The 25,076-nt window shown below is 60.8% G+C and carries 25 protein-coding genes; 17 read left to right on the top strand and 8 right to left on the bottom strand.

The genetic code is table 11. From position 1 onward, the window contains the following. Positions 1-125 precede the first annotated feature (125 nt). The 3 genes from VH599_13970 to VH599_13960 all read right to left on the bottom strand — a co-directional run bounded on the left by VH599_13970 (position 126) and on the right by VH599_13960 (position 2,134). Positions 126-686: a CvpA family protein gene (locus VH599_13970; protein ID HEY7349417.1), complete on the bottom strand. Its 561-nt coding sequence runs from the start codon at positions 684-686 to the stop codon at positions 126-128. 87 nt (positions 687-773) lie between these two features. Continuing rightward, positions 774-1,058, bottom strand: coding sequence for a hypothetical protein (locus VH599_13965; GenBank protein HEY7349416.1), 285 nt, complete (start codon positions 1,056-1,058; stop codon positions 774-776). 41 nt (positions 1,059-1,099) lie between these two features. Continuing rightward, positions 1,100-2,134: a hypothetical protein gene (locus VH599_13960; protein HEY7349415.1), complete on the bottom strand. Its 1,035-nt coding sequence runs from the start codon at positions 2,132-2,134 to the stop codon at positions 1,100-1,102. 136 nt (positions 2,135-2,270) lie between these two features. Between VH599_13960 and VH599_13955 the strand changes: the two genes are divergently transcribed. Then, on the top strand, positions 2,271-2,741 hold the full coding sequence (locus VH599_13955; protein ID HEY7349414.1) for a hypothetical protein: 471 nt from the start codon (positions 2,271-2,273) through the stop codon (positions 2,739-2,741). Between the two features lie 51 nt (positions 2,742-2,792). On the opposite strand, the gene VH599_13950 is transcribed toward VH599_13955, so the two are convergent. The 3 genes from VH599_13950 to rpmI are packed head-to-tail and all read right to left on the bottom strand — an operon-like array spanning position 2,793 to position 4,270. Continuing rightward, positions 2,793-3,623, bottom strand: coding sequence for an RNA methyltransferase (locus tag VH599_13950; protein HEY7349413.1), 831 nt, complete (start codon positions 3,621-3,623; stop codon positions 2,793-2,795). A 32-nt stretch (positions 3,624-3,655) separates the two neighbouring features. After that, entirely contained in the window at positions 3,656-4,021 is a 366-nt protein-coding gene (gene rplT, locus VH599_13945; protein HEY7349412.1) for a 50S ribosomal protein L20, read from the bottom strand. 45 nt (positions 4,022-4,066) lie between these two features. Next, positions 4,067-4,270 carry a 50S ribosomal protein L35 gene (gene rpmI, locus VH599_13940; protein ID HEY7349411.1) on the bottom strand — a complete coding sequence of 68 codons (204 nt, stop codon included), beginning with the start codon at positions 4,268-4,270 and terminating at the stop codon, positions 4,067-4,069. Between the two features lie 542 nt (positions 4,271-4,812). On the opposite strand from rpmI, the gene VH599_13935 reads away from it, so the two are divergent. From VH599_13935 to VH599_13890, 10 genes are all read left to right on the top strand, one after another. Next, positions 4,813-7,032 (top strand): ATP-binding protein, encoded by a 2,220-nt coding sequence (locus tag VH599_13935; protein ID HEY7349410.1) that lies wholly within the window; start codon positions 4,813-4,815, stop codon positions 7,030-7,032. Between the two features lie 535 nt (positions 7,033-7,567). Continuing rightward, positions 7,568-7,843: a hypothetical protein gene (locus VH599_13930; protein ID HEY7349409.1), complete on the top strand. Its 276-nt coding sequence runs from the start codon at positions 7,568-7,570 to the stop codon at positions 7,841-7,843. 5 nt (positions 7,844-7,848) lie between these two features. After that, complete coding sequence (locus tag VH599_13925) at positions 7,849-8,304, top strand: hypothetical protein (GenBank protein ID HEY7349408.1); 456 nt, start codon at positions 7,849-7,851, stop codon at positions 8,302-8,304. Positions 8,305-8,661: 357 nt separating this feature from the next. Then, the gene (locus VH599_13920) at positions 8,662-9,159 is read left to right on the top strand and encodes a roadblock/LC7 domain-containing protein (protein HEY7349407.1); all 498 of its coding nucleotides are present in this window, start codon (positions 8,662-8,664) and stop codon (positions 9,157-9,159) included. A gap of 175 nt (positions 9,160-9,334) precedes the next feature. Beyond that, positions 9,335-9,910 carry an ADP-ribosylation factor-like protein gene (locus VH599_13915; GenBank protein ID HEY7349406.1) on the top strand — a complete coding sequence of 192 codons (576 nt, stop codon included), beginning with the start codon at positions 9,335-9,337 and terminating at the stop codon, positions 9,908-9,910. A gap of 176 nt (positions 9,911-10,086) precedes the next feature. Continuing rightward, the gene (locus VH599_13910) at positions 10,087-10,914 is read left to right on the top strand and encodes a DUF4388 domain-containing protein (protein ID HEY7349405.1); all 828 of its coding nucleotides are present in this window, start codon (positions 10,087-10,089) and stop codon (positions 10,912-10,914) included. A gap of 138 nt (positions 10,915-11,052) precedes the next feature. Further along, positions 11,053-12,687, top strand: coding sequence for a bifunctional phosphoribosylaminoimidazolecarboxamide formyltransferase/inosine monophosphate cyclohydrolase (locus VH599_13905; protein HEY7349404.1), 1,635 nt, complete (start codon positions 11,053-11,055; stop codon positions 12,685-12,687). Between the two features lie 25 nt (positions 12,688-12,712). Next, positions 12,713-13,690, top strand: a complete 978-nt coding sequence (locus VH599_13900) for a threonine/serine dehydratase (GenBank protein HEY7349403.1) — start codon at positions 12,713-12,715, stop codon at positions 13,688-13,690. 86 nt (positions 13,691-13,776) lie between these two features. Then, on the top strand, positions 13,777-15,372 hold the full coding sequence (locus VH599_13895) for an MFS transporter (GenBank protein HEY7349402.1): 1,596 nt from the start codon (positions 13,777-13,779) through the stop codon (positions 15,370-15,372). Positions 15,373-15,601: 229 nt separating this feature from the next. Further along, positions 15,602-17,776 carry a (Fe-S)-binding protein gene (locus VH599_13890; protein ID HEY7349401.1) on the top strand — a complete coding sequence of 725 codons (2,175 nt, stop codon included), beginning with the start codon at positions 15,602-15,604 and terminating at the stop codon, positions 17,774-17,776. 32 nt (positions 17,777-17,808) lie between these two features. Here VH599_13890 and VH599_13885 read toward each other — a convergent pair whose 3' ends face one another. Then, positions 17,809-18,246, bottom strand: coding sequence for a hypothetical protein (locus VH599_13885; GenBank protein HEY7349400.1), 438 nt, complete (start codon positions 18,244-18,246; stop codon positions 17,809-17,811). A gap of 23 nt (positions 18,247-18,269) precedes the next feature. Further along, a complete protein-coding gene (locus tag VH599_13880; GenBank protein HEY7349399.1) occupies positions 18,270-19,127 on the bottom strand; it encodes a class I SAM-dependent methyltransferase in 858 nt (285 codons plus the stop codon). A 227-nt stretch (positions 19,128-19,354) separates the two neighbouring features. Here VH599_13880 and VH599_13875 point away from each other — a divergent pair, with 227 nt between their 5' ends. The 6 genes from VH599_13875 to VH599_13850 all read left to right on the top strand — a co-directional run bounded on the left by VH599_13875 (position 19,355) and on the right by VH599_13850 (position 25,025). Then, positions 19,355-19,576 (top strand): hypothetical protein, encoded by a 222-nt coding sequence (locus VH599_13875; protein HEY7349398.1) that lies wholly within the window; start codon positions 19,355-19,357, stop codon positions 19,574-19,576. 15 nt (positions 19,577-19,591) lie between these two features. Next, entirely contained in the window at positions 19,592-21,205 is a 1,614-nt protein-coding gene (gene ggt / locus VH599_13870) for a gamma-glutamyltransferase (protein HEY7349397.1), read from the top strand. Between the two features lie 20 nt (positions 21,206-21,225). Further along, positions 21,226-21,984, top strand: coding sequence for an SDR family oxidoreductase (locus VH599_13865; GenBank protein HEY7349396.1), 759 nt, complete (start codon positions 21,226-21,228; stop codon positions 21,982-21,984). A 123-nt stretch (positions 21,985-22,107) separates the two neighbouring features. After that, on the top strand, positions 22,108-22,377 hold the full coding sequence (locus VH599_13860; GenBank protein HEY7349395.1) for a metal-sensitive transcriptional regulator: 270 nt from the start codon (positions 22,108-22,110) through the stop codon (positions 22,375-22,377). Positions 22,378-22,402: 25 nt separating this feature from the next. Next, positions 22,403-24,730: a heavy metal translocating P-type ATPase gene (locus tag VH599_13855; protein ID HEY7349394.1), complete on the top strand. Its 2,328-nt coding sequence runs from the start codon at positions 22,403-22,405 to the stop codon at positions 24,728-24,730. 85 nt (positions 24,731-24,815) lie between these two features. Continuing rightward, the gene (locus VH599_13850) at positions 24,816-25,025 is read left to right on the top strand and encodes a heavy-metal-associated domain-containing protein (protein ID HEY7349393.1); all 210 of its coding nucleotides are present in this window, start codon (positions 24,816-24,818) and stop codon (positions 25,023-25,025) included. Positions 25,026-25,076 lie beyond the last annotated feature (51 nt).

The raw sequence follows: 25,076 nt of genomic DNA, 5'->3' as shown, positions 1-25,076 counted from the left end.
GCGCATGACCCAGGAGGTTCCATGCCCCTTCCCACGAGAAGTTTCTCCGGCATTACAGAGACTGTAATGATATTATCGCCCCAAACCCAGGCTGTTGTCAAATGCAAACTTGGAGTGCTAGCAACCTAGCGCGGCGCAAACACTTGCAGGATGTCAGGATTTGTCTGGCCCACGTTCGGCAGCAGGCTATAGTAGAGGATATGCCCCACCTCAACAACCGGCCCGCGCAGCAGCGAAGCGGTCCAGGCGGCTTGAATCTGATCAAAAAGCGGATAGCTGGCCGTGGCGCTGTTGACGTGGGCAGTCGTCACCAGGAAGCCAAAGGTCAGCACCAGGAACATCGCGGCCAGCACCCCTACTACTGCGCCCAGGACTGTGCCACCCACCAGATCAGCCTGCCCCCAGGCGTGAGGAAGCCGGAGCGATCCCCACAACATACGCGCTACCACCAGCATGACGACTGGCACCATGATGATGAGGGCCAGAAAGACCAGGAGTTGGATGACATGCAGATTGAGCGCGGTGGCTGCTGCGAGCGAGTGAGCTATCGGCTCGTAGGCAAAGCGCCCCAGCAGCGCGCCGAGATAGACGCCGAGAATCGCCACGCCCTGGTTCAGCAGCCCCTTCCAGAAGCCGAAGGCGACGCCCCCGATGATAAGCAGAAGAATCAGAATATCAAGCAGCATAGCGGTCTTCACCTACCCTTTCGCTCAGCACTTTTACCGCGTCCAGTATACTGATTGCTGCTTATGGATGCAAGGGTGAGCGCCTGGTTAGTTCCACCACCTATCGGGGGGTGCCACTTGTAGCGCCGCCCCCCTGCGGGAAGGGCTTCGCCAGAGCCGCTTGACCCCCCCTTTGGGGAGCGGCCCTTGCGGGAACTGGGCCTGCGGCCTGGGCTGCTTGCCTCGGCTGTTGCCCCGTCCTCTCGCTCCCGGTGGTCGCTCGCGCGTCCCTCCTGGCGGCTCAACGCTGGCCTGCTGGTAGGTTGGCCCGCAGGGCAAACGCTCGCCCTGGCGCAGCGGTGGCCGCCTGGAAGGCGGCGCTACAAGTACCATGCCTCGCTTGCTAACACCTCATGTTTGCTAGAACCCCTGGTTCACGCGAGGGGTCTTCGCAGGCGAGCGACAGCAACCAGATCGCTGAGCAGGCCAAAGGCCGTCTGGCGCGGGCCGCTCTCATCTTCGATGATGGTCACGTCGTTCATCGTATCGGTTTGCAGCGTCAGGATACTCTTCGTGCCACGAATCTGGGCAAAGAGGTGATTGGCGGGCAGCGTCTCCAGGCGCACTGCGCAGCGCGCATCGGTGCCCACATGCCGCCCTTCGGCAATCTGGCGCAGCACGTGGCCCGCTGGCAGCGCGGCGGCCAGGCGGCGCATAGCCTCGGCCCCCACCTCCAGCCGCTCCACCTGGGCGGGCGTCACGCCGGTATCCATCAACACCGTGGCAAGCACCGACGCTTTGGCGGAGGCGTCCCAGCCATCCAGATCGAAGGACGGGTCTGCTTCGGCAATGCCGATGCGCTGCGCTTCAGCGATACCTTCTTCCAGAGAGCGGCCCTCCTCCATTGCGGTCAAGACCACATTGGTGGTGGAATTGACGATGCCGCGAAAGCCAGCGATGCGGCTGGCGGGCAGGCAGAACTCCGTCAGATTGAGTATGGGCGTGCCATCCATGACCGTTGACTCAAAGCGCAGCGCCAGATCGCGCTCACGGGCCAGATCGCGCAGCGAGCGATAGGCATTAGCAATCGGCCCCTTATTGGCCGTGATGACGTGGCGGCCACTCTCCAGCGCAGCCTGGATATAGCTGGTGGCGGGCTGGCCGTTCAGCGGGGAAAGCGTGGAGATTTCAATGACTACATCCGCCGGGCAGGCGCGAATAAACGTCAGCGTATCAAGCACGTGCAGCGCCGCGCCTGGCGGCATGCCTTCTGCTGGCAGGCCAGATTCGCTGAGGTCCAGCGCGTCGCCGTCCGTCGCAATAAAACCACCCCGGCTGCGCGTGGCAACGCCGGTAATAGCGCAGGTCAGGTCATAGCGGCTGGCTAACTCGCCAGCCTTCTCCTTCAGCAGACCGGCAAAGGCGCGGCCCACGTTGCCAAAGCCGATCACGGCCAATCGCATGCGCATAGCAGCTTTCCCTCTCTTGTTTCTATTTCTATCTCAAGTGGATTGTACATCTGATGACATATTTAGTATGCTCTCTTTGCAAAGGGCGACCTATGACGATTCGTGACGAGTTATCGAGTACGCTGAGGAGAGGATCATGGCGAAGCGTCGCTACCTGATACCATTCCTTCTTGTTGTGGTCTTTCTCGCCGGACCCTCTTCGAGTGTATTCTCATTCTCCCCGCCTCCTGCGGATCGCCTGGAAGTGGCGCGGTTCATTGTCCCTGCTTCTAACCCTAACTATCTGCCGCCTGGCGGCTGGACGGTGGGCGATCCGGCGACAGCGCAGCAGATAGAACACGCTGTCGTCGCTTTGCCACCTTCGCCCGATGGCGTTCGGTTTTGTCCTCTTGATCGTGGAGTACGCTATCGTCTAACGTTCTTTGCTCAAGGTATCACCCTCTTTCAAGCGGTGGCCGATGCAGGCAATTGTTTTGCACTCCATCTCGACAATTCGGAGACGCGACAAACGGATGAGGCTTTCTGGCTCCTGCTGAGCAGGGCGCTGGGCTTACCACTAGAGGGCGGCATTTTTCTCGACGGGCCTGCTCCATTACCCTCCCCGTAAGATGCGCTCGAAAACGATCAGCGCAGCCAACAAGATCGGGTACCCGTCCGCTCATTGGCTGCGCTGCTGGCGAGCCGCCTCGAAAAGCAGCAGGCTGGCGGCAATTGCCGCGTTGAGCGATTCAACGCCGTTCCACATGGGGATGCTGACGCTGCCTGTCGCCAGGCGGCGCGCCTCCGCCGAGGGGCCGCGCGCCTCGTTGCCGATAATCAGAGCGGTGCGCCGGGTGAGATCAACATCGTAATACGGGCGCTGGGCGTTGGCCTCGGCCAGCAAGACCTGCGCCGTTTTGGGCGCGCCAGCAAGCCGCTGAGCGATCTGTTCCCAACGTTGTTGGGACGCGATGGGCAGGTGGAAATGCGCGCCGCTGGCCGCGCGCACGACCTTGGGGTTATAGGGATCGACACAGCGGCGCGTCAGCAAGACTTCATCCACATCAGCCGCCAGCGCCGAGCGCAGAATCGTCCCCAGGTTGCCAGGGTCGGCCAGTTCATCCAATACCAGCAGCAGCGGGCGAAAGCGCCCGCGCCGCCGCGCCCGCAAGCGTTCGGGCGCAACATCCGCCAGAGCAACCGCGCCGACCACGCCCTGCGGCGTCTGCGTATCGCTGGCATGGGCCAGGGCGCGCGCGTTCGCCTCCAACGTCTCCGTCTGGCCGGTATCACCCATCTGTGTGAGGGCATCGAGCAGGATACGGCCCTCGTCGGCGCGGCCAAGGGCGGCTGGCTCATAAAGCAGGAGAAAGGGGACAACCCCGGCCTCCAGCGCCGCGCCCACGACATGCGGCCCTTCCACAAGAAAAGCGCCTGCCTCGGCTCGCCCTTTGGGGGTGTGTAACGAGCGAAGCAGCGCAACTTTTGGGTTGGAGGGGCTGGTAATCATCGCAGCGGGCCACAGGGCAGCGGCGGCGCCTGCTAGGCCCTGGACTCCAGCGCAGCCGAAGCGCGCGAGACGATCTCAGCAAACACCGCCTCATCGCGCACCGCCATATCCGCCAGCACCTTGCGATCAATCTCGATATTGGCGGCGTGCAAGCCCTGGATCAGCTTGCTGTAGCTGACGTTGTGCAGCCGGGCAGCCGCATTGATACGGGTAATCCACAGGCGGCGCATATCGCGCTTGCGATTGCGGCGGTCACGGAAAGCATAGGCCAGGGACTTCATCATGGACTCGTTTGCCGGGCGGAAGAGCAAACGTTTCGCGCCACGGTGGCCTTCGGTCAGTGCAAGCACCTTCTTGTGCTTTTTATGGGCGGGAACGCCCCGTTTCACTCTGGGCATGGGTTGCCTCGCTTTTCCTCATAAATATCTTGTCAGGGGCAGCGCCTACCCATAGGGAAGGAGGCGACGCACATTGCCCACATCACCAGCCGCCACGCGCGTCTGGCGCTTCAGACCACGCACAATCTCGCCGCGCTTCTTGCGGCGATACTTCGTGCGAGCCGCATGCTCGCGGAGCGCCAGGCCAGAGCCGGTAAACTTAATGCGCTTGGCGGTACCTTTATGCGTTTTCAGCTTGTATTTCTTCACAACATCTCTCCCAGCGGGGCGTCGTGCGCTATTGCGGCCAATCTATTCTATCATCTGCTTTCATCTGCCCCGCGCGCCAAAAGAGTATACCATAGAGCCTATGCCCGGCGCAATAGGAACCCGACAGCGCAGCCTGCCAAGGTTCTAGCAAAAATGAGGTGTTGGCAAGCGAGGCACGGTACTTGTAGCGCCGCCTGGAAGGCGGCCACCGCTGCGCCAGGGCGAGCGTTGGCCCTGCGGGCCAGCACACCAGCAGGCCAGCGTTGAGCCGCCAGGAGGGACGCGCGAGCGACCAACGGGAGCGAGAATGGCCGCGCCCAGCGCGGTCAAGCGGCTCTGGCGAAGCCCTTCCCGAAGGGGGGCGGCGCTACAAGTGGCAACCCCCGATAGGTGGTGGAACTACAGAAACAGGGGCTTTTGACGATTCCTCTCTCGGATGTTATACTAGCCGCGATATATACGACCAGCCATCCAGATGAGATGCAACGAGCGTTTTTGATCCAGAACCTCTCACACTGGCGCCCGACAGAAGGGGAACAGGCATGAGCCTTTCAGAACAGGCGGCAGAAGGGGACGTGCGGGAGACGAGCAGAAGCAGCGAAAACGGCGGCTCCCATCCAGTTCATCCCAGCGGCAGCGGCCATACGATGGCCGATGACCTGGCCGATGCTCTCAATCGCATCGTCACCAACACAGCAGACCTGCTGAATGTGCGTAACTGCTCGCTGGCGCTGATGGAACCAACCAGCAGCACCCTGGTGACGATTGCCACGGCACAGCCAACCCCCAGGGGGCAGCGACGCGCGCGCTTTCGACTGAATGAGGGGGTGGCTGGCTGGGTTGCCGCGAATCTCACTCCGGTGATCATCGGTGATGTCTCGGTTGACGCGCGCTTTAAGGAGCTTGGCCCCTATACTATTAGCTCTATGATGTGCGCGCCCCTCATGTCGGGCCAGCAATTGCTTGGGACCATCACCGTTTCCAGCCCTGATTTGGGCGCCTTCAACGAGCGGAAGCTCAAAGTCCTCCAGATGTTCGCCGATCAGGCCGTTTTTGCCATCTCGAAAGTGCGCCAGATGGCCGAAGCACTTCAGCAGACCGGGCAACTGGCCGCGCTGCTGGATGTCTCACGAGCCATGACCAGCACACTGGACGCGCGCCAGATTTTCCGCGCTATCGTAGCTGGCATTCGCCGCCTGGTGCGCTGTGATGATGCTATGATCTTTGGGTATGACGAGAGCGAGCAGGAACTGCTCGTTGTCGCTGGCATGGGGCTGCGCAGCGCGCGGCTCTCGGACGTGCGTATCCGCTTGAGCGATACCCAATCCATCGCCGCCTGGGTCGCGCAGAAGCGCCGTCCACTGCTCCACGCGCCGGGCGAGCATAATGGGATGGGCCAGGTGACAGAGGCGTTTCTCGCCGGAGACGATCTGGCGCTGCTCTCCGTACCGCTGATGTCGAAAGAGCGCCTGCGGGGCGTGGTCACGCTGGCGCGCCCTTATCCCTTTGATTCGAGCGATCTGCGGGCCATGCTCAACCTGAGCAACATCGTCGCCACCGCGCTCGAAAACGCCGGACTCTATCAGGCGGTGAAAGCGGAACAAGAGCGTCTGGCCGCCATCTTTGCCAGCAGTTCAGACGGCATCGCGCTGATTGACCAAAACCAGCGCATCGTCGAGGCCAACCAGGCGTTTTATGCCATCCAACGCCACGCCAGGAGCGATAATCTGCTCTGCCGCGAGGTGCTGCATTGCAGCCGTTCGGGCGGGCATGAACTCTGCCGAGAAGGCTGTATGGTGCTGAACGCCCTGCAATATCACCGGGTTGTGCCGATTGCCGAGATCGAGTTTACGCCCCCAGGCAACACGCGCCCGGCCAGAGGGCAACCGGCCCAGATGCAAAAGCGCCAGGTTGCCCTGAGCATTACCCCGGTGCTGGCGGATCGTGGCTATCAGGCGCTGGTTATTGCGCGCGACACCACGCCCTTGCGCGAAATGGACCGTATGAAGGCCAACTTTATCTCGATGGTCACACACGAACTGCGCACGCCCTTGAACGCCATCAACGGCTACCTTGACCTGGCGTTAGAGGGGGTGGCTGGTGAGTTAAACGAGCGGCTGCATGAATTTGTGCGGCGGGCCAGGTCGAGCAGCGAACACCTGACTTCACTGGTAGATGACTTGCTGTTGATTTCACGGGCCGACGCCGGGCAATTCCGGTTGAATCGGGGACAGGCCAATCTGAGCGCCATCGTCAAGGGAGCCATCGAAGAAGTCGAACTCCTGGCAGCCGACGCAAACGTGAACCTGGTGGTGCAGATCACGCCAGAACTGCCGACATTCTCTGGTGACGAAGGGCGGCTCAAGCAGGTGGCGCGCAATCTGTTGACCAATGCCATCAAATTTACGCCAGAGGGTGGACAGGTCACGATCAGCGGTGAGGTGCGTGGCAATCAGATCGAGATGGTGGTGAGCGATACCGGGCGAGGTATCTCACCGGAACAGCTACCGCGCATCTTCGAACGCTTTTATCAGGTGGCGCGCGGCCAGGGTTCACGTGGCGGCCAGGGGTTGGGGTTGGCGATTGTCAAGACCATCGTCGAGCGGCATCAAGGCAGCATCAGTGTGGAAAGCTGCCCCGGTGAAGGCGCTGCCTTTACGGTGAGTATCCCGCTCAATCCCCCCAAACCGTCGGGGCCAGGCTGGAGAATGGAAACACCAGGCGCAGGAAGCCGTATTCCCTCGCGCCCCAGGGACAGCTAACCGGAACCCGCCAGGCGGGGAGGCGCAAGCATCTTGACTGATTGCCCTGTTAATGCTATGCTTGTGGTAGAAGCCTCAGCATTTTTCTCGTAGCGTGTTCTTCCTTTAGGCGCCCACAAGGGAGTGCAGGCGCGTAGCGCGATCCATCTGCTGGCGACACCCTTTCCACCCAAACAAGCAGGCCGTCGCGCGTTGAAACGTCCCTCGACCCGTTGAGGGCGCTGAAAAGTCGAAACGTCCTCCACTGATTCAGGCATATTCTATGCAGTAGCATTCCGGTGAGGGGATTCTCCAGGGTTCCTTGAGCACCTCTCGGAAGAGACGCCAGGCCACCTGATGACCGATCCCCAAACAACCGGCATGGCACAGTACTTGCTAAGTGCGTTTCGTAGTCTACGGCGAAGCAGCGACGAATGAGGTAAGCCTTCCTCCCTCCTATGACTGGACACGCAACGATCTGGTCATTTGCCTGGCGAGGGCCACACACCTGGAGAGGTGTGCTGTATTCCGACACCGGATGCAGGAATCAGCGTCTGTGAACACATCTGAAAGGCAGGACTTGGTTATGGGTATGCTGCGTGTGATGTCCCGACGCGGTGATGATCGAGTGACATGGGATCTCCAAAAAGCAGAAGTAAGTGATCCTGAGGCCCTTGCCGCTATCCGCGAGGCTGAGCGCATCTTTACCGATGAGCGCGCGCGCGGAGCAACGGCTTTTAAGGTCGAGGCTGGCAAGCCCGTCGAACGGATCGAGCAGTTTGACCAGACTGCCGAGCAAATTGTGATGGTTCCGCGTGTTGTAGGAGGCTGATCTTCATGTGGGAGTCGCTCAGCCTGCTTTTAGGCATCTGGCTCCTGTTCCTGCTGATCGCCATCTACTATCTTTCGCAATCTTCTGATGGCAGTAGAGGGGGGCGCTGGCGCGACTCGGTCAGCGAACATCTGTCGGCGGAAAGCCGCGCCAAGTCGCTGCTGCGCGAGATGTTGACCGAATCCCAATACCAGCAATTCCTCAAGTTTGGCTATCTGGAGATCACCAGCCCTTCTATCGAACATCGCGTCTATCGCATTCCTGGCGCTGGTGGGCTGGTGAAAGTGTATGAGCGCGGTTGCGCCATTATGGAGTTATGCCTCCAGCCAACCGAATCACTTCCCGATGCGGATGTGGTTGTCATGCACAAGTTGATGATTGAAGCAAACGAGCAGGAGTACTTACAGAAGGCCAACCATTTCGCGCCGGGGATCATTTCCCTGCGCTGCCAGCACCTGTAATATCGCCCCCAAAGGGCGTTTCAGGGCGTTTCGCGGATACGATGAGGAACGGCAGAGGCGCTGCCTTAGGGGCAAGGCAGCGCCTCTGCCGTCGCATCTCCAGGCTTCCGACCAGCGCGTAGGACTATTAGGCTACCCCATACTTGCTGTCTTGCCTTCTCGGAAGAAGCCAGCGCGTCTTTCCGGGCGCAGTGAGACCGCCTGTCAGCAGCCGATCCCTGGCAGCGAGCCGCGCAGAAGCAGGGCGGCGGCGCCATTTGTCACGTATACCGACGAAAAAGTACTTTTCTGCTTCCCCAGGTTCTGCTATAATGAGCGTAACCCCACGGGCAAACGGCTAAGCGGAGGGCAGCGCGGATGGACCAACTCTCAAATCTGGTCATTTCAGACAAAGAGTTGCTGGCGATTTCTGGGATGCTGGCAAAGCTCATGCAGGATACCAGCGCCAGTTATGTGATGCTGCTCGATAAAAGCGGGCAGGTGATCGCCACACAAGGCCAGGGCAACCTGCAACGCGATTCGACAGCATTGGGCGCATTGCTGGCAGGCGCGTTCTCTTCTTCGCGCCATGTCGCGGAACTGCTAGGAGAGAGCGATTTCAAGGCCATTTTCCAGCAAGGCGTTCACGAGAGCATTTACACCAGCTTGATCGCCGACCAGTGGCTGCTGGTGACAGTCTTTGATAAGCTGACGCATATCGGGCTGGTGAAAGTGCTGGCAAAGAAAGCCAGCGATGAGTTGCTGCGGGTGCTGGAGCGCGTGCGCACCGACAGCAGCCGCGTGCGTGAGAAAGTGGTCAACGTCCAGTTCCGTTCATCGGTCGAAGATACTATTGATCTGCTCTTCCGCGAATAACGCCGGAAGCGCCTCTTCTGTCGCCTGCTCTTGATGGCTGCCCACCGCAGCGCGACCCGAAGCTGGCGCCCGGAGTGGTGTTCAGGCGTTTTTCTCAGCCAGCACAGTGATACCAGAGCCGTTCTGCTCTCCCGGTTGGCGCCAGGGGAATACGTTGCACTAGGAGCGAGAGTGTATGGCGCTCATAAATGTCGCCGCCCGTGAAATCCACTGCAAGATTGTCTATTATGGAATTGGATATTGTGGGAAAACCACGAACTTGCAATATGTCCATCGCCAGATCCCCGGCAATAGTAAGGGGGAGTTGATCTCTATCGCCACCGAGACAGAGCGCACGCTGTTCTTTGACTTTTTGCCGCTGGACCTGGGCGCGGTGCATGGCTTTCGCACGCGCTTCCATCTCTATACGGTGCCGGGCCAGGTGCTGTATGAACGCACGCGCGTGGCCGTCTTAAATGGGGCGGATGGGATCGTTTTTGTGGTAGACTCCCAGCGTGACCGGCTGGAAGAGAACTTCCAGAGCATCATCGAGCTTGAAACCAATATGCGCTATCTAGGCAAAGACCTGGGCAATTTTCCGTTTGTGATTCAATGGAACAAGCGCGATATGTCGGGGGCTTTGCCGGTAACAACCCTGGATCGCTATCTGAATCGGCGGCGCGTACCTGCTTTTGAGGCCGTCGCGGTGGAAGGGACTGGCGTGTTTCCAACCCTGCGAACCATCAGTAAAAGCGTCATGTCGCACCTCTAGTTTTTTCAATGCCCTGTTTCAATACCCTCAGCAGGTCGTCATGAAGTGTCGAGCGCGTCACGCCAGCCCTGGGATCGTCTACCAGCGAATGCCGAAAAGTCAATTTTTGCACTCATGTGCACGAAGGTGTGGGGCCTGCAAGGCCAGGCGTGGAACCACGCAAGGGAGCTGCGGCATTGGAAGGGCTGCTTCAGGATTTTCATCTCACCGAACTCATTCAGCTTTTTGAGCTAAGCCAGAAAACCGGCGCGCTTGAACTGATGCCCATTGGCTATCAGTCGCAATCCGCAGCCACTCATCCAGCCCCGCCCACCGGGCGCATCTACTTTGTGGACGGGAAGGTGGCGGGCGCTCAGCTTAGCACGCTTCAGGGAGAGGATGCCCTCTTCAGCCTCTTTCTCTGGCAGGCCGGCTCCTTCCAATTCGCCGATGGCCTGCGTTCCCCCGTCAGGACAATTAACCAGACCAATGAAAGCCTGCTGATGGAGGGCGTGCGCCGCATTGACGAATGGAGCAGCATTCTCGCGCATATCCCCACGCTCCAGATAATCCTGTTCTGTCCGCCGTATCCGCCGCCACAGGCCCAGCAGGTCCACCTCAGCGATCTGCAATGGCGCTTTTTACAAGCTGTGAACGGGCGCGAAACCCTGGCCGCCGTCGCCCGGCGGTGTGGGCTGTCGCTGTTCCAGGCAAGGATCATTGGCGCCAAGCTGCTGGGGGTAGGGTTTGTGCAGCGCCGCCCGCCAACAGAAGCCGAGCGGTATTTTGAGGAACTGACGCAGGCGATGAGCAAAGACCTGGGAGAACTGGCCGAACCATTAGTCGAGGCCATCTTCACTCAAGCGGGGATGCCACCTTCGCTGCTGGCCTTACTTCACGCCGTTCCCCCGGCATTCTCGGCCCGAATCCTGCCGGAACTGGAGACAGCAGCGGCGCGCTATATCGGACGCCATCGAGCGCAGCGCCTGGCGCAGCGCCTGGCGCCCATCGGGCGAACGGCGTAACCAGGAGCGCGCGTCGTCAGTTGGCAAGAAGCCCCAGGCGCAAAGAAGGGCCAGAAAAAAATGTTGGCCGAGTTTCTATCTGGCGTTCTGCTGGCTCAGCAGAAGTAGCAAAGCCAGTGAGAAAGGAGGGCTGCGAGCATGCGTGTATTGCTCAGCGTAGCCAATAAAGAAGGCGTAGTCAGCTTTGCCCAGGCGCTCCATGCCCTGGGGGCTGAATTGATCTCCACCGGCGGCACCGCAGCGGAATTAGCCGCAGCCAATCTTCCCGTCAAGCAGGTCTCCGATCTGACCGGATTCCCAGAGATTCTAGGCGGGCGTGTCAAAACGCTTCATCCAGGCATTCACGGCGGCATCCTTGCCAAACGTGACGACCCCCAACAGATGGAGCAGCTTACTGAGCATGGCATCGTCCCTATCGATCTGGTCGTCTGCAACCTCTATCCCTTTGCGCAAACCGTGTCTCAGCCAGGCGTCAGCCTGGAGCAAGCCTTAGAACAGATAGATATTGGAGGGGTGACACTGCTCCGCGCAGCCGCCAAAAATTTCCCGCATGTCGTCGTGGTGGTACGCCCGGCGGATTATGAGCCGGTGCTGCGCGAGTTGCAGGAACACGACGCGGTGCATCTGGAGACGCGCCGACGGCTGGCGGCCTATGCCTTTCAGCACACTGCATCCTATGACACGCTGATTGCTACGTATCTGCGGCAGCTTGATAGCGGCCTCTTTCCAGAGGAACTCACCATCGCTATGGAGAAGCTCCAGCCACTGCGCTATGGCGAGAACCCCCACCAGGAAGGCGCGTTTTATCGCTGGAAAAAGGCCGGGCCTGTGGCGGCCAACGGCGAGATCAAGCCTACCGAGGGGCGCAAATCGGGCAGCCTGTCCCCCGGCACACCTCAGCAGATGCCTACCGTCGCAGACGCAGCCATCTTGCAGGGCAAAGAAATCTCGTTCAACAATATCCTCGATCTGGACGCCGCGCTGAATACTGTCGCCAGCTTTACGGCGCCAACCGCCGTTATTATTAAGCACACCAACCCCTGCGGGTTGGCCTGCGACAAAGAGCATCTGGTAGAAGCCTATAAGCGCGCCCATCAGGGCGATCCTATTTCAGCATATGGTGGCATTATCGGTTTTAACCGCGTCGTTGATGCGGCGACAGCCAACGAGCTTGCCCCCATCTTTTATGAGGCGATTATCGCGCCAGAATATGAGCCAGAGGCGCTGGAGATCCTGCGGAAGAAGAAGAATCTCCGGCTCCTTTCGACCAACAGATTCATCGGCCCGCCAGCAGTGAAAAGCGCCTTCGCGCCCTGGCAACTGGATGTACGTCGTGTAAGTGGCGGATTTCTCATCCAAACACCCGATTTAATTACCGAACAGGAGCTGCGCTGCCAGGTGGTGACAGAGCGCGAGCCAAATCTGGAGGAAGTAACAGATTTGCTTTTTGCCTGGAAAGCGGTCAAACATGTGAAATCCAACGCCATTGTGCTGGCAAAAAAGCTCATGGTCATTGGGGTGGGCGCGGGGCAAACGAACCGCGTCTACAGCGTGCAGATCGCTGTTGAAAAAGCTGGAGATCGGGCGCGCGGCAGCGTGCTGGCCTCCGACGCCTATTTCCCGTTCCCCGATGGCGTCGAGGCGGCGGCCAAAGCAGGGGTGACGGCCATCATCCAGCCGGGCGGCTCCATCCGCGACGACGAGGCGATTCGCATGGCAAACCGCTATGCCATCGCCATGCTCGTGACCGGCCAGCGGCACTTCCGCCATTAAGGACTTGTAGGAGAAAGGGGAGAGCATGGCCTACGAAACAGAATTAACGCCGACAAGCATCGCGGCGGCGGCGCAGCGGCTGAGAGGTCGCGTGCTGCATACGCCGCTGGAGCTTTCAGAGGCGCTTTCGGAAGCGAGTGGGGCCAGCGCCTATCTAAAGCACGAAAACCTTCAGCGCACCGGCAGCTTTAAGCTTCGCGGCGCGCTGAACCGGCTGTTTACGCTTGGCGAGCGCGAGCGCGCCGCAGGTGTTGTCGCCGCTTCGGCTGGCAACCACGCCCTGGGCCTCGCCGAAGCGGCGCGCCTGCTGGGCGTGCGCGCCACGCTGATCGTGCCGAAAAGCGGGTCGCCCGCCAAGATTGCCGCGCTGCGCCGCTATCCGCCAGAGAACGTCGAACTGCTGGTGGAAGGCGCTGATTACGACGAAGCAGAGGCGCTGGCGATTGGTCTGGCGCGCCAGACCAATCGCCGCTTTGTCTCGGCATATAATGATCCGCAGATTATAGCCGGGCAGGGCAGCATTGGCGTAGAGATTTTGGAAGACCTGCCCGGCGTGGAGGTCGTGCTTGTGCCTGCCGGTGGGGGCGGCATCATGATCGGCATCGGACTCTGGGCCAAAACCATCAACCCCAAGATTCAGGTGGTTGGTGTACAGTCAACGGCTTCGCCACAGATGCGCGCGGCTTTTGACGCGGGGCGTCTGGTCACAGTGCCGGTATTGGATTCACTCGCTGATGGCCTGTCGGGCAACATCGAACCGGGATCGCCCATGTATGAACTGGCCCGCCAGTATGTAGATGAGATCGTGCTGGTCGAGGAGCGCGAAATTGCTCAGGCGATGGCCTGGTATATCGAGCAGCATCACCTGATTGTGGAAGGCTCAGGAGCCGTCGTCCTGGCTGCGCTGCTCAATCAGCGTATCGCCGACATCGGAGGCAAGACGGTTGCGGCTGTGCTGACTGGTCGCAACGTCTCCAGTGAACGCTTGAAGGCGCTGCTCTAGGGCTGTTCTAGAAGAACGCTGCATCTGGAAATTGCTGAGCAGAGATAGGAGTCATCACAGCCAGCCTGGAATGAGCGAGGCAATCTATGGGGCAGCAAACTGCTCAACACCCAGCGCCGGGTGCGCCCGCGCCACCTCCGCCGCGCCCCACGGCAGGGGGTCTTACATGCGCTGCGCTCGGCGCGCATGTCATCCCGCAGCCCTCCCTACCACCCCCGCCGGCCCCTCCTTTGGAGGAGCGCGCCAATAAATGGGCAATCTTTGCGCTCGCGGCAATGGGCGCCTTCATGACCACGCTCGATAGCTCTATCGTTAACATCAGCCTGCCCTCTATCTCGCGCGCCTTTGGGGTATCGCTCAATGGCGCTGTTGAGTGGGTGATTATCGGTTATCTGGTGGTGATCGCGGCGGCGCTGCTTACTGCCGGACGGCTGGCCGATATGATCGGACGCAAGCCGATCTTTATCATGGGTATCGCTATTTTCACGCTTGGCTCGGTTATTTGCGGCGCGGCCCCTTCGTTGGGCATCCTCATCGCTGCTCGTGGATTTCAGGGCCTGGGCGGCGCGCTGCTCTTCTCGGTCAACCTTGCCATGCTGACCCATGCCTTCCCGGCCAATGAGCGCGGGCGGGCGCTCGGCCTCAATGCCGTCGTGGTTGCCCTGGGGATCAGCGTCGGCCCCACGCTGGGTGGCATCATCACGGAGTATCTGACCTGGCGCTGGATATTCTACATCAACGTCCCCATTGGCATCATCGTCTGCGGCGCCGCGTTATTCGTTCTCAAGGAGCCGCTCCATCGTGGGCAGGGACGGTTTGACCCGGCGGGCGCCATCCTGCTGGCAATTGGCATGGCTGCGCTTATCCTGGGACTCTCGTTCGGCCAGGAATGGGGCTGGACTTCGCTGCGCTTCATTGCCTCAGTGCTGATTGGCGCATTAGCCCTGGCAGCCGCTATCCTGGTCGAACGGCGCATCAAAACCCCCATTCTGGACCTCAACCTGCTGAAGAATCGTGTCTTCGTCTCGGCCAACATCAGCTTTATACTGTCCATGCTCGCCCTTTTTGCTGTAGGCTTTCTCCTGCCCTTCTATTTCGAGGAACTCAAGGGGTACAGTGCCCTGGAGGCAGGGCTGCTGCTGACGCCTTTCTCGTTAACCCTCGGCGTCGTCGCCCCGATCAGCGGCGCGCTCGCAGACCGCATCGGTTCCCGCTGGCTGGCGCCTATCGGGCTGGCAATTGCCTGCATCGGGCTGGGCCTGCTCAGCCAGCTTGACGCTCAGAGTTCGGTCTGGGATATTATCTGGCGGCTGAGTGTCACTGGCGTTGGTCAGGGCATCTTTCAAGCGCCGAATACCAGGGCGATCATGGGGGCTGCGCCGCCCAACGAACAGGGCACAGCATCGGGCATTCTGTCAACCGGGCGCGTGATCGGGCAGAGCCTGAGCGTGGCGCTGGCGGGCGCGATATTTGTCAGCCTTGGCGGCGCAGCGGCAGGAACCATCCTGGCGACTCAGCAGCAAACGCTCTCGCCCGCCAGTGTGAGCGCACTGCAAGCGACCTTCGTAAGCAGTTTTCGCGCTGCTATGCTGGCCTGCGCGGGCCTGGCAATCCTTGGCGTCTTCACTGCCCTGATGCGCGGCAATGAAATGCCCGGCAGGAAGGAGCAGGAAAAGCCCTGATCTTGTTCCCTAGCTACGTTGACACCCCCTAACCAGCGCGCTAGAATGAGTGTAGTTTCGGCAACAACGGCGTTCGCCGCGCGCTCCAGGCTTTTCCCCAGTGTTCTTTGCAAGCCACGCGGCAGGCAGCGCCTGTGGTATAGCTCGTGCAAGCAAGGCGCGCAGCTTAAGCGCCCGTTCGCATCTCCTCATCACAGAGTCGAGCGTCTGGTACAAAGGAGAGCAACTGATGAACTTTTCTCCCGCCGGTGGCCTGGCCGGGACGATTATCTTTGCGATCATCATGGTGACAGCCTTCGTCATTTTCGGGCTGGAGACGCGCCGCCTGATCGCGCTGATGCTGCTGGGCCGCCCGGAAAACCGCTTTGACCACCTGGGCCAGCGCGTCGGCCACTTCGTCTCGATGGTGCTGGGCCAGCGCGGAGTCCTGCGCGATCCCATCCCTGGCCTGGCCCACTTCTTCACCTTCTGGGGCTTTATCATCATCTCGCTGGGGACGCTCAACCTCTGGTTTGGCGCATTTAACGGGGCCGTTCCGCTGCTCGGCGGCAATCCCGTTTTCAACGCTTTCGTGGATGTCTTCACGCTGCTGGTCTTCATCGCTATCATCGTCTTTTCGATCCGGCGCTTCATCGTCCGCCCCAGGCAGCTTGAAAGCAATCTGCATAGCTGGAAAGACGGCGCGATCATCCTGGGGCTGATTACGCTGATTCTGGTTTCCGTCGCGCTCTATGATGTCTTTCTCTATCGCGCCACCGACCCGCACGAATGGTCGCTCTTTGGCGCGTGGTTCAGCGGCGCTACCGCCGGGCTGAGCGTTGGCGCGGCGCAGGCATGGGCGCATGTCTTCTATTGGGCACATGTGCTGACCGTCTTCTTCTTCCTCTGCTATCTGCCGGTTTCCAAGCACCTGCACCTGATGGCGACGCCGTTCAACGTCTTCTTCAAGAACTATGGGCCGAAGGCCATGCTGCCGATCATCCCCAACCTGGAAGAGCGCGAAGACTACGGCGTCAAGTCCTTCGAGCAGTTCACCTGGAAGCAACTGCTGGATGGCTACGCCTGCACCGAATGCGGGCGCTGCAACAGTGTCTGCCCGGCGCTGGCAACCGACAAGCCGCTCTGGCCCAAAGAGATCATTACCGGCGTGCGCGAGGTGATGATGCACTCGGACAAAACGCCGCTGATTCCGGCCAGCGTGCCGGTCCTGGGCAAGCTGAAGCTGGGGGCGATGCGAGAGGTGGGCGAGACGACGGAAACGCAGGGGCCAATGGTCGGCGGCGTCATCAAGGAAGAGTCGCTGTGGGCCTGCACCAACTGCGGCGCGTGCGTGGAAGTCTGCCCGGTCAACATCGAACATGTCGTCAAGATTGACGATATGCGCCGCTATCTGGTGATGGAAGAGAGCAGCTTACCCAGCGAAGTGACCTCGCTCTTTAACAATCTGGAGCGCAACCAGAACCCCTGGGAGATGCGCAACGACACGCGCGGCGAATGGGCGGCGTCGCTGGGCGTCCCCACGCTGGCCGAAGACCCCGATGTTGATGTCCTTTACTGGGTCGGCTGCATGGCTTCCTTCGATGACCGCAACAAAAAGGTGGCGACGGCGCTGGCAAAGGTGCTGAAGGCTGCGAACGTCAAGTTTGGCATTCTGGCGCAGGAAGAGAACTGCACCGGCGATCCGGCGCGGCGCATCGGCAACGAATATCTCTGGCAGATGCTCGCCCAGCAGAACGTCGAGACGCTGAACAGCTACGGCTTCAATACACGCCTGGCGAGATTCGACGCCGAGAAGGCACAGAGCAACGGCAATGGATCATCCAGCAATGGCGCTGACGCTGCTGGCGTCAGCGGCGGCCAGCCGAAGTTCCGCACGATCATTACCGCCTGCCCGCACTGCTTCAACACGATCAAGAACGAGTATCCGCAGCTTGGCGGCGCCTTCGAGGTCGTGCATCACTCCGTCTTCATCGAGCGCCTGATTGAATCGGGCCAGTTGAAGCTGCCGGTGGGCTTCGATACGCGCAAGCTGACCTATCACGACCCCTGCTTCCTGGGACGCTGGAACGATGTCTATGACGAGCCGCGCAGGGTACTGAACGTTATCAACGCGACGGGCGTCGAGGAGATGCGCCGCAACCGCAACAAGAGCTTCTGCTGCGGCGGCGGCGGCGGGCGCGTCTGGATGGAAGAGAAGATCGGCAAGCGCATCAATCAGACCCGCGTACAGGAGGCGCTGGAGACCGGCGCGGATACGCTGGCCGCCGCCTGCCCCTTCTGCATCACGATGTTTGAGGACGGCATCAAAGGCGTGGAGGCCGAGGAGCGCTTCAAGGTCATGGATATGGCCGAGATTCTGGCCGAGGCGCTGGAGAAAGCGCCCACAACGACAGCAGCCTCATAATAAAGGCAGGCGCGGGCGGCGGTAATGCCTCCTCACTCCCCCAGCCTGATCTCCGAGCCGAGCTTTTCGAGCCAGCGGTTCACGCTGGCGCGCTGCGACCTGGGAACCTCATCAACCATGAAGAAGAAGAGCTTATCTATGCCCGTCTCATCAGCCTCTTTGGCCGCTGCGACGAGTGCGCGGGCGGTCTCGTAGGCATCGGCGTCGGCGCCGCTCAACTGCGCAAGCCCAGAGGAGCGGAGGAGTTCTGAAACCTTTTTCTTATTCCACATGAAGAAGGGCGTCCCATCTTTCAGCGGCGTTGATCGGCAAAACCCCTCAGAGAGCGCCCGCTCTGTCGGCTGCTTATCCGGCCCCTTCAGGCCCAATTCTGCCAGCTTCTTGCCAATCGCAATGGCGCTCATACCAAAGTGTTTGCCCAGGTTAGTCTGATTCACCCATGTATTCGCAAAGCTGCTGCGCTTTCCCATGTTCGTTGCTTCTCCAGGGCCATTTATCGCCGCGCGCGGCTGATGATGAACTGATGGCTCATGGGGCGCGGCGTCGTGTACCTGGCGCCGTAGCGATTGGTGGCCCAGCTTTCCAGACGCTCAATCGAGGCAGCAAAGACCTCATCAGGCACGAGCCAGGTCCGCGACCAGATACGCTGCGCGATATACCCAAACGTATCGCGTGGGCTTTCCCGCGTTTCCCAGATCACGGTGCGCAAGACCTCAACGGAGAGGCCACGCTCGCGCAGATAATCAGTGACCAGCACGCGACGCTCAGCGCCAAGAATGCCAACTTCGCTGCCCAGTTCACGCACGATCTCGACCCAGTGCTCTTGCAGTTCTTCCCCTCCAGGCGCGAGCCGTTCATCCCAGCAATGCAGAAACACACCACCAGGGCGCAAAACGCGCAGCGCCTCCTCAACCGCCTGTCGCCAGGCGCTGACCAGATGGAAGACATGCACCGCAACCACCACATCAAACGAGCCAGCGGGAAACGGCAGCGCGGTCATATCGGCCACAGCAAGCTGAAGCTGAATAGGCGCCACTGCCGAGCTAGCGGCTGCCTGCTGAAGTTCCGCTACCTTGGCGCGCAGCCGATCAAGCATCGGCTCCGAAATATCAACGCCGGTATAGTCATAGCCCTGGCGCGCGATGGGCAGGGCGATGCGCCCGGTGCCGACACCCACCTCCAGAAAGCGTGTTTCTGGCTGGGCGTTGGCCGCCTTGATGATCGCCGCGCCGATCTGCTCTTCTACATCAGGCGGATAGCCGCGCGTGGCGTCATACAGCGGCGCGGCGCGGTCAAAGGCCAGCGATTGGTTTTCAGGCGAAGGCGCGGGTGAAGAATTAGACGATGCCATTGATGTGACTCCTGAGCGATTATTCCTCCAGGTAAGGACGAAGAGCGCAGAGCTGAGCGCGCGAGACAAAGACCCTGGAGAGCACATTGCTTCTGCTGTGAGTATAGCACGCCGGAGGCCAGCGCCGACGCCAGCCACAGCGTCTGGTATGCTATACTCTGCTTGCGAGAAGCGCCAACGGCTTGTGTTCTCCTGGGCATGATGGCTACACGAAAGAGGGGACGCCTATGTCTTCACCACGTCGCAAACGAACCGAAGAACGCTACCTGGCGCTGGCCCTGATCGGCGCGGGTATTGGCGCGGGCGTCTGGTTCCTGGGCCGCTGGCGCGAACGCGAACGGCTCTGGCGCTGGGCGCGTGCAGCCAGCCGAGGGCTGACGCTGCAAGCATTGCCCCTGCCGCGTCACGAGTCAGAACCTGACCATCACAACGGACACCAACACATCTGAATCATGGAGTAAAAAATGAGCGCATATCCCATCGTTCCCACCTACGCCACGCATGGCATGGTCGCTACCCCACACTATCTCGCCACACAGGCGGGCGTGCGCATGCTGCTGAAAGGCGGCAACGCCGTTGATGCCGCTGTCGCCGCTAATCTGGCTCTGGCTGTCGTCTATCACCGCTGGTGTTCGGTGGGTGGCGACCTCTTTGCGCTCTATTGGGACGCTCACGCCCAGGAACTGCGGGCGCTCAACGCCAGCGGGCGCGCCCCCCAGGCCATGACGCCTGCTGCCTTTGCCGCGCGCGGCCTGAACGCTGTGCCGCGCTACGGGCTGCGATCCGTCACTGTGCCAGGCGCGGTTGATGGCTGGCACGAACTGATCTCCCGTCACGGCAAACTGGACTGGTCCGAAGTTTTCCAGCCCGCCATCGAATACGCCGAAGAGGGCTTTCCGATCAGCGCCAAATTTACGCAAGCCATCGAATCAAACCACGCCCTGCTCGATCAATTCCCGACAACGGACGCTATCTTCAGGCCCGGCGGGGGCATCCCCCAGGCGGGCGAACGCTTTCGCCAGCTCAATCTGGCGCGCTCGCTGCGGGGCATTGCTGAGGGCGGGCGCGATGTCTTCTATACCGGCGAGGTAGGCCGGGCCATCGCCGCTTTCTGCCAGAGCAACGATGGTTTCCTGGCTGAGACAGACCTGGCCGCGCATCGCTCCAACTGGGTCGCGCCGATCAGCGCCGACTATCGCGGCTACCGTATTTATGAGTTTCCGCCGAACAGCCAGGGGCTTGCCGCGCTGGAGATGCTTAACATTCTGGATGGCTTCGACCTGGCCGCGCTGGGACACCAGACGCCGGAATATCTGCACCTGCTGGTCGAAGCCAAAAAGCTCGCCTTTGCCGACCGTGACCGCTACATCAGCGATCCCGACTTTGTGGATATTCCGCTGGACCGCCTGCTTTCTCAGGACTACGCGGCGCGCCAGCGAGCGCGCATTAACACAGCACAGGCAGCAATTCAGGCGCAGCCAGGGGCCGGGCTAGAGGGCGACACGATTTATCTATGCGCCGTTGATGGCGAGGGCAATGCCGTCTCGCTCATCCAGAGCCTCTTCTTTGGCTTCGGCTCCGGCGTGGTCGCGGGCGACACCGGCATTCTTTTGCAGAATCGTGGCTCCTATTTCTCGCTCGATCCCACGCACGCCAATTATCTCCAGCCAGGCAAACGCACCATGCACACGCTGACGCCCGCGATGGCCTTCAAGAACGATCAGCCGGTCATCGTCTTTGGCACGATGGGCGGCGACGCGCAGCCGCAGATTCACGTACAGATGCTTTCCAACATGCTCGATTTCGGCATGAACCCGCAGGCGGCCATCAGCGCGCCGCGCTGGCGCAGCGGCTTCTATACCGGCGAAGAAGGCGGCGGCGCTGAAACGATGGCTGTTGAAGATCGCGTCGCGCCGGAGACGCTGGCCGCGCTGGCGGCCAAAGGCCATCGCATCGCGGTAGAAGAAAGCTGGTCCTCGTCAATGGGCCACGCACAGGCCATTGTCATTGATCGGGAGCATGGCACGCTGGCGGGCGGAGCCGACCCACGCGCCGATGGCCTGGCTCTCGGCTGGTAGTAGAACGAGGAAGCAGCACTATGCAACCAACAGAGCGTCTGGTGGCGCTTGTCACCGGCGGCTCGCGCGGCATTGGCGCAGCTACCGCCGCTGCGCTGGCCGCGCGCGGGTATGATGTCGTTATCACGTATCGCAACAAAGCGGCGCGCGCCAGCAAAGTGGCGGCTGAGATCATCCAGCGCGGCACACAGGCCATCGCGGTGCGCGGCGACATCACCCAACAGCAGGACATAGACCAGCTTTTTGCCGCAATACAAGCGTGGCGTGGCCGCCTGGACCTGCTGGTCCTCAACGCTTCGGGCGGGCTGGAGCGCGATCTGCTGGCCGCCGACCCGAACTACCCTATGCGCATCAACCGCGACGCGCAACTGGCGCTTTTAGAGGGCGCGCTGCCGCTGATGCCTCGATCCAGCGTCGTCGTTTTTGTGACCAGCCACTGGGCGCACCGCTACGGTCAGATAGAGCAACTCCCCAACTACGCCCCTATCGCTGAAACGAAATATGCGGGCGAGCAGGCGCTGCGCGCGCAGCAGGAACGGCTCGCACAGCGCGGCATCCGCCTGATCGTCGTCACTGGCGATCTGATCGAAGGCACGATCACCCCTAAACTGCTGGAGCGCAAAGCGCCAGGGCTTGCCGACCAGCGACGCGGGCAGATCGGCGCGCTCCCCACTGCAAGCGACATGGGCGAAGCGATTGCCGCTGCTGCAACCGACCCCACGTTGCCCAGCGGCCATACCGTTATCGTGGGAGGAACGCTCGAATCCACTCCTGACTGAAAAGCCGCCTCGCTCTTGACACCCCCCATAGGGGGGTGCTATACTCTTCTACAGATACCCTCACCGGGGGGGTATGGGTTTACAGGTTTACAAGAGCAGCCAGGGCAGGGAGGGAGCAGAGTTATGATGGATGAGCGGCGCGCGGATGCGCTGAAACGCCTCTCTTATATTGAGGGGCATCTAGGCGGCATTCGCAAGATGATTGAAGACGACAAGTATTGCGTTGATATTTTGCGCCAGACGTATGCGGTACGCAAAGCGATTGAAAAGCTGGAGGCGTTGATTCTGGAGGGCCACCTGCATACCTGTGTGCCAGATGGCATCAAGGGCGACCGCGAAGAACAGGTTATTGAGGAACTGGTGCAGCTCTATAACCTGGCAGGAAATCGGTAAAGCAGCTATGAGCAGTACCCAGCATATGACACAAACGAACACTGACAAAGCCGCGCCTGGCTACAGACAAGCAGGCGAGCAAGATGCTCAGACGGCAGAGGTCACGCTGCTGCTGGAGGGCATGACCTGCGCCTCCTGCGCGGCGCGCATCGAGCGCAATCTGAAAAAAGCGCCAGGGGTCGAGATGGCAGCCGTCAATCTGGCAACCGAACGCGGCGTCGTCACCTATCACCCGCAGCAGGTGGATGTTGCCGGGCTGATCGGCGCGGTGGAGAGAGCGGGCTATGGCGCGCGCGAATTGCCGCCGGAGTCAGTACCCGGAGAGAACAGGGAGAGCGATGCCGATACGCTCCAGCGTCGCCAAGACCTGCGCCACAAGCGGAGCATCTTGATCCTGGGCGTCGCGCTGACGCTGCCCTTGATGGTCATGATGATCTTTTTCATGCAGCCTGTCACTATGGGCGGCCTGACCACGCTGATGCCGCTGTATGCCTGGGAACCCTATGTGCTGCTGCTCGTGTCGCTGGTGGTCTGGAGCGTGGTCGGCTGGACCTTCCACCGCAGCGCCATCAACGCCCTGCGGCATGGCGCAGTGAACATGGATGTGCTGGTCTCGATGGGTTCAACCGTCGCCATCGCCGCCAGCACTGCCGCGACCTTTGTACCCTCGCTGCAAGGCAATATGTACTATGACATACCAGCCATGATCGTCACGCTGATCTTTCTTGGCAAGTATTTGGAAACGCGCGCCAAAGGCCGCGCCAGCGAAGCGATCAAGAAGCTGCTGGGGCTTCAGCCGCATACGGCCCACGCGCTGCGCGGCGGCCAGATCATTGATCTGCCCATCGAGCGCGTGGCTGTCGGAGATACGTTGGAGGTACGCCCCGGCGAGCGCGTGCCGTTGGATGGGCGCGTCCTGGAAGGCGTGTCAGCGATTGATGAGTCGCTGCTGACAGGAGAAAGCCTGCCGGTTGATAAGCAGGCTGGCGACGCGCTGATGGGCGCGACGGTGAATACCACCGGCTTGCTGCGCATGCGCGTCGAGAAGATCGGCGGCGATACCATGCTGGCTCAGATTGTCCGGTTGGTGGAGCAGGCCCAGGGCAGCAAAGCCCCGATTCAGCGCCTGGCCGATCAGGTTTCCAGCATCTTTGTTCCGGCGGTCCTGGTGATCGCCGCGCTCAGCTTCATCGGCTGGTATCTGGCAACGCTCTGGTGGGGTACGCCCGCCAACGCGCTGACCATCGCCTTGATCGTTGGCGTCGCTGTGCTGGTCGTGGCCTGTCCTTGCGCTATGGGGCTGGCAACGCCGGTGGCCCTGATGGTCGGCTCCGGGCGCGGCGCGGAACTGGGCATTCTCATCAAAAATGGCGAAAGCCTGCAACGGGTCAGCCAGATCAATACGATCCTGCTGGACAAGACCGGCACGATCACCAGAGGCAGGCCCGAAGTGACCGACATCGTGGCGGTTAAAGAGCAGGCTATCCTGCGCCTGGCCGCGCTGGCCGAGCAGGGTTCCGAGCATCCGCTGGGCCAGGCCATCGTCCAGGCGGCCCGCGAGCGCAACCTGGACATGAGCGCGCCCGTCACGGATACGCGGGCCATCCCAGGCAAGGGCTTGCAGGCCACCGTCGCGGGAGAACGTGTCTTGATTGGGACGGCGGCGCTGCTGCGCGAGCAGGGAATTGCTATCAATGCCCTGGAGGCGCAAATCGCCGAACTGGAGGCGCAGGGCAAGACGGTAATGCTGGTGGCATGCGAAGGCGCAGCCATCGGCGCTATCGCCGTTGCCGATACGATCAAGCCGACCTCGGCGCGAGCCATTGAGCAGTTGAAGCGCCTGGGGCTGGAAGTCTGGATGCTTACAGGCGATAACCGCCGCACCGCCGAAGCGATGGCGCGCCAGGTGGGTATCGAGCCAGAGCGGGTGCTGGCGCAGGTACTGCCCGCCGACAAGGCGCGGCAGGTGGAGATGCTGCAAAAGAGCGGCAGGGTGGTAGCGATGGTTGGCGACGGCATCAACGACGCCCCGGCGCTGACCCAGGCCGACGCGGGTATCGCCCTGGGCACGGGGACCGACATCGCTATCGAAGCCGCCGACATCGCGCTGGTCAAAGGCAACCTGGAACAGGTGGCAACCGCTATCTTGCTCAGCAAGCGAATGATGCGCATCATCAAGCAGAATCTCGCCTGGGCGTTTGGTTACAACATCGTGTTGATACCGCTGGCGATCCTTTCGCCTCTGCTGGCAATTCTGACGATCTATGCGCCCGTCCTGGCGGCAGGGGCGATGGCGTTCAGTTCTATAACCGTTGTCTTGAACGCGCTGCGGCTGCGGCGCTTTAGCAGATAGATGCTGCCTGATGGCGCCGGGCGAGCCGCGTCCGATTATCATCAGGCACAATAGCATCAGGTACAATAACATAAGGAGCAAAACGATGGCAGAGCTTCATCTGAAAGCCCTCGATATTTCCTGCGAACATTGCCAGCGCGCCATCGAGGGCGACATCGGCAAACTTCCAGGCGTAAGTCTGGTCAGGGTGGACATTCCTCAGCAGGCGGTACTGATCCATTACGACCCACAGGCCATTACCCGTGACCAGATTGTGACCGAGATGGACGAGATCGGCTATCCCGTCGCGCAGTAGAGAGAACAAAGTGAAAGGCAAAGGGTGTCGTGAGAACCGACATTCTTTGCC

The sequence above is a fragment of the Ktedonobacterales bacterium genome, from assembly GCA_036557285.1.
Taxonomy (GTDB): Bacteria; Chloroflexota; Ktedonobacteria; order Ktedonobacterales; family DATBGS01; genus DATBHW01.
The sequence above is the reverse complement of the archived record's forward strand: the minus strand, read 5'-3'. Positions and strand labels throughout refer to the sequence as shown.

Excerpts from the sequence above, each read along its gene's own strand:
- VH599_13905 (HEY7349404.1), top strand. The coding sequence starts at position 11,053 with ATGCGTGTATTGCTCAGCGTAGCCAATAAAGAAGGCGTAGTCAGCTTT.
- VH599_13900 (HEY7349403.1), top strand. The coding sequence starts at position 12,713 with ATGGCCTACGAAACAGAATTAACGCCGACAAGCATCGCGGCGGCGGCG.
- VH599_13860 (HEY7349395.1), top strand. The coding sequence starts at position 22,108 with ATGATGGATGAGCGGCGCGCGGATGCGCTGAAACGCCTCTCTTATATT.
- VH599_13895 (HEY7349402.1), top strand. The coding sequence starts at position 13,777 with ATGGGGCAGCAAACTGCTCAACACCCAGCGCCGGGTGCGCCCGCGCCA.
- VH599_13955 (HEY7349414.1), top strand. The coding sequence starts at position 2,271 with ATGGCGAAGCGTCGCTACCTGATACCATTCCTTCTTGTTGTGGTCTTT.
- VH599_13950 (HEY7349413.1), bottom strand. The coding sequence starts at position 3,623 with ATGATTACCAGCCCCTCCAACCCAAAAGTTGCGCTGCTTCGCTCGTTA.
- VH599_13925 (HEY7349408.1), top strand. The coding sequence starts at position 7,849 with ATGTGGGAGTCGCTCAGCCTGCTTTTAGGCATCTGGCTCCTGTTCCTG.
- VH599_13920 (HEY7349407.1), top strand. The coding sequence starts at position 8,662 with ATGGACCAACTCTCAAATCTGGTCATTTCAGACAAAGAGTTGCTGGCG.
- VH599_13850 (HEY7349393.1), top strand. The coding sequence starts at position 24,816 with ATGGCAGAGCTTCATCTGAAAGCCCTCGATATTTCCTGCGAACATTGC.
- VH599_13915 (HEY7349406.1), top strand. The coding sequence starts at position 9,335 with ATGGCGCTCATAAATGTCGCCGCCCGTGAAATCCACTGCAAGATTGTC.
- VH599_13855 (HEY7349394.1), top strand. The coding sequence starts at position 22,403 with ATGACACAAACGAACACTGACAAAGCCGCGCCTGGCTACAGACAAGCA.
- VH599_13880 (HEY7349399.1), bottom strand. The coding sequence starts at position 19,127 with ATGGCATCGTCTAATTCTTCACCCGCGCCTTCGCCTGAAAACCAATCG.
- VH599_13935 (HEY7349410.1), top strand. The coding sequence starts at position 4,813 with ATGAGCCTTTCAGAACAGGCGGCAGAAGGGGACGTGCGGGAGACGAGC.
- rplT (HEY7349412.1), bottom strand. The coding sequence starts at position 4,021 with ATGCCCAGAGTGAAACGGGGCGTTCCCGCCCATAAAAAGCACAAGAAG.
- VH599_13865 (HEY7349396.1), top strand. The coding sequence starts at position 21,226 with ATGCAACCAACAGAGCGTCTGGTGGCGCTTGTCACCGGCGGCTCGCGC.
- VH599_13890 (HEY7349401.1), top strand. The coding sequence starts at position 15,602 with ATGAACTTTTCTCCCGCCGGTGGCCTGGCCGGGACGATTATCTTTGCG.
- ggt (HEY7349397.1), top strand. The coding sequence starts at position 19,592 with ATGAGCGCATATCCCATCGTTCCCACCTACGCCACGCATGGCATGGTC.
- VH599_13875 (HEY7349398.1), top strand. The coding sequence starts at position 19,355 with ATGTCTTCACCACGTCGCAAACGAACCGAAGAACGCTACCTGGCGCTG.
- VH599_13970 (HEY7349417.1), bottom strand. The coding sequence starts at position 686 with ATGCTGCTTGATATTCTGATTCTTCTGCTTATCATCGGGGGCGTCGCC.
- VH599_13965 (HEY7349416.1), bottom strand. The coding sequence starts at position 1,058 with ATGGTACTTGTAGCGCCGCCTTCCAGGCGGCCACCGCTGCGCCAGGGC.
- VH599_13960 (HEY7349415.1), bottom strand. The coding sequence starts at position 2,134 with ATGCGCATGCGATTGGCCGTGATCGGCTTTGGCAACGTGGGCCGCGCC.
- VH599_13885 (HEY7349400.1), bottom strand. The coding sequence starts at position 18,246 with ATGGGAAAGCGCAGCAGCTTTGCGAATACATGGGTGAATCAGACTAAC.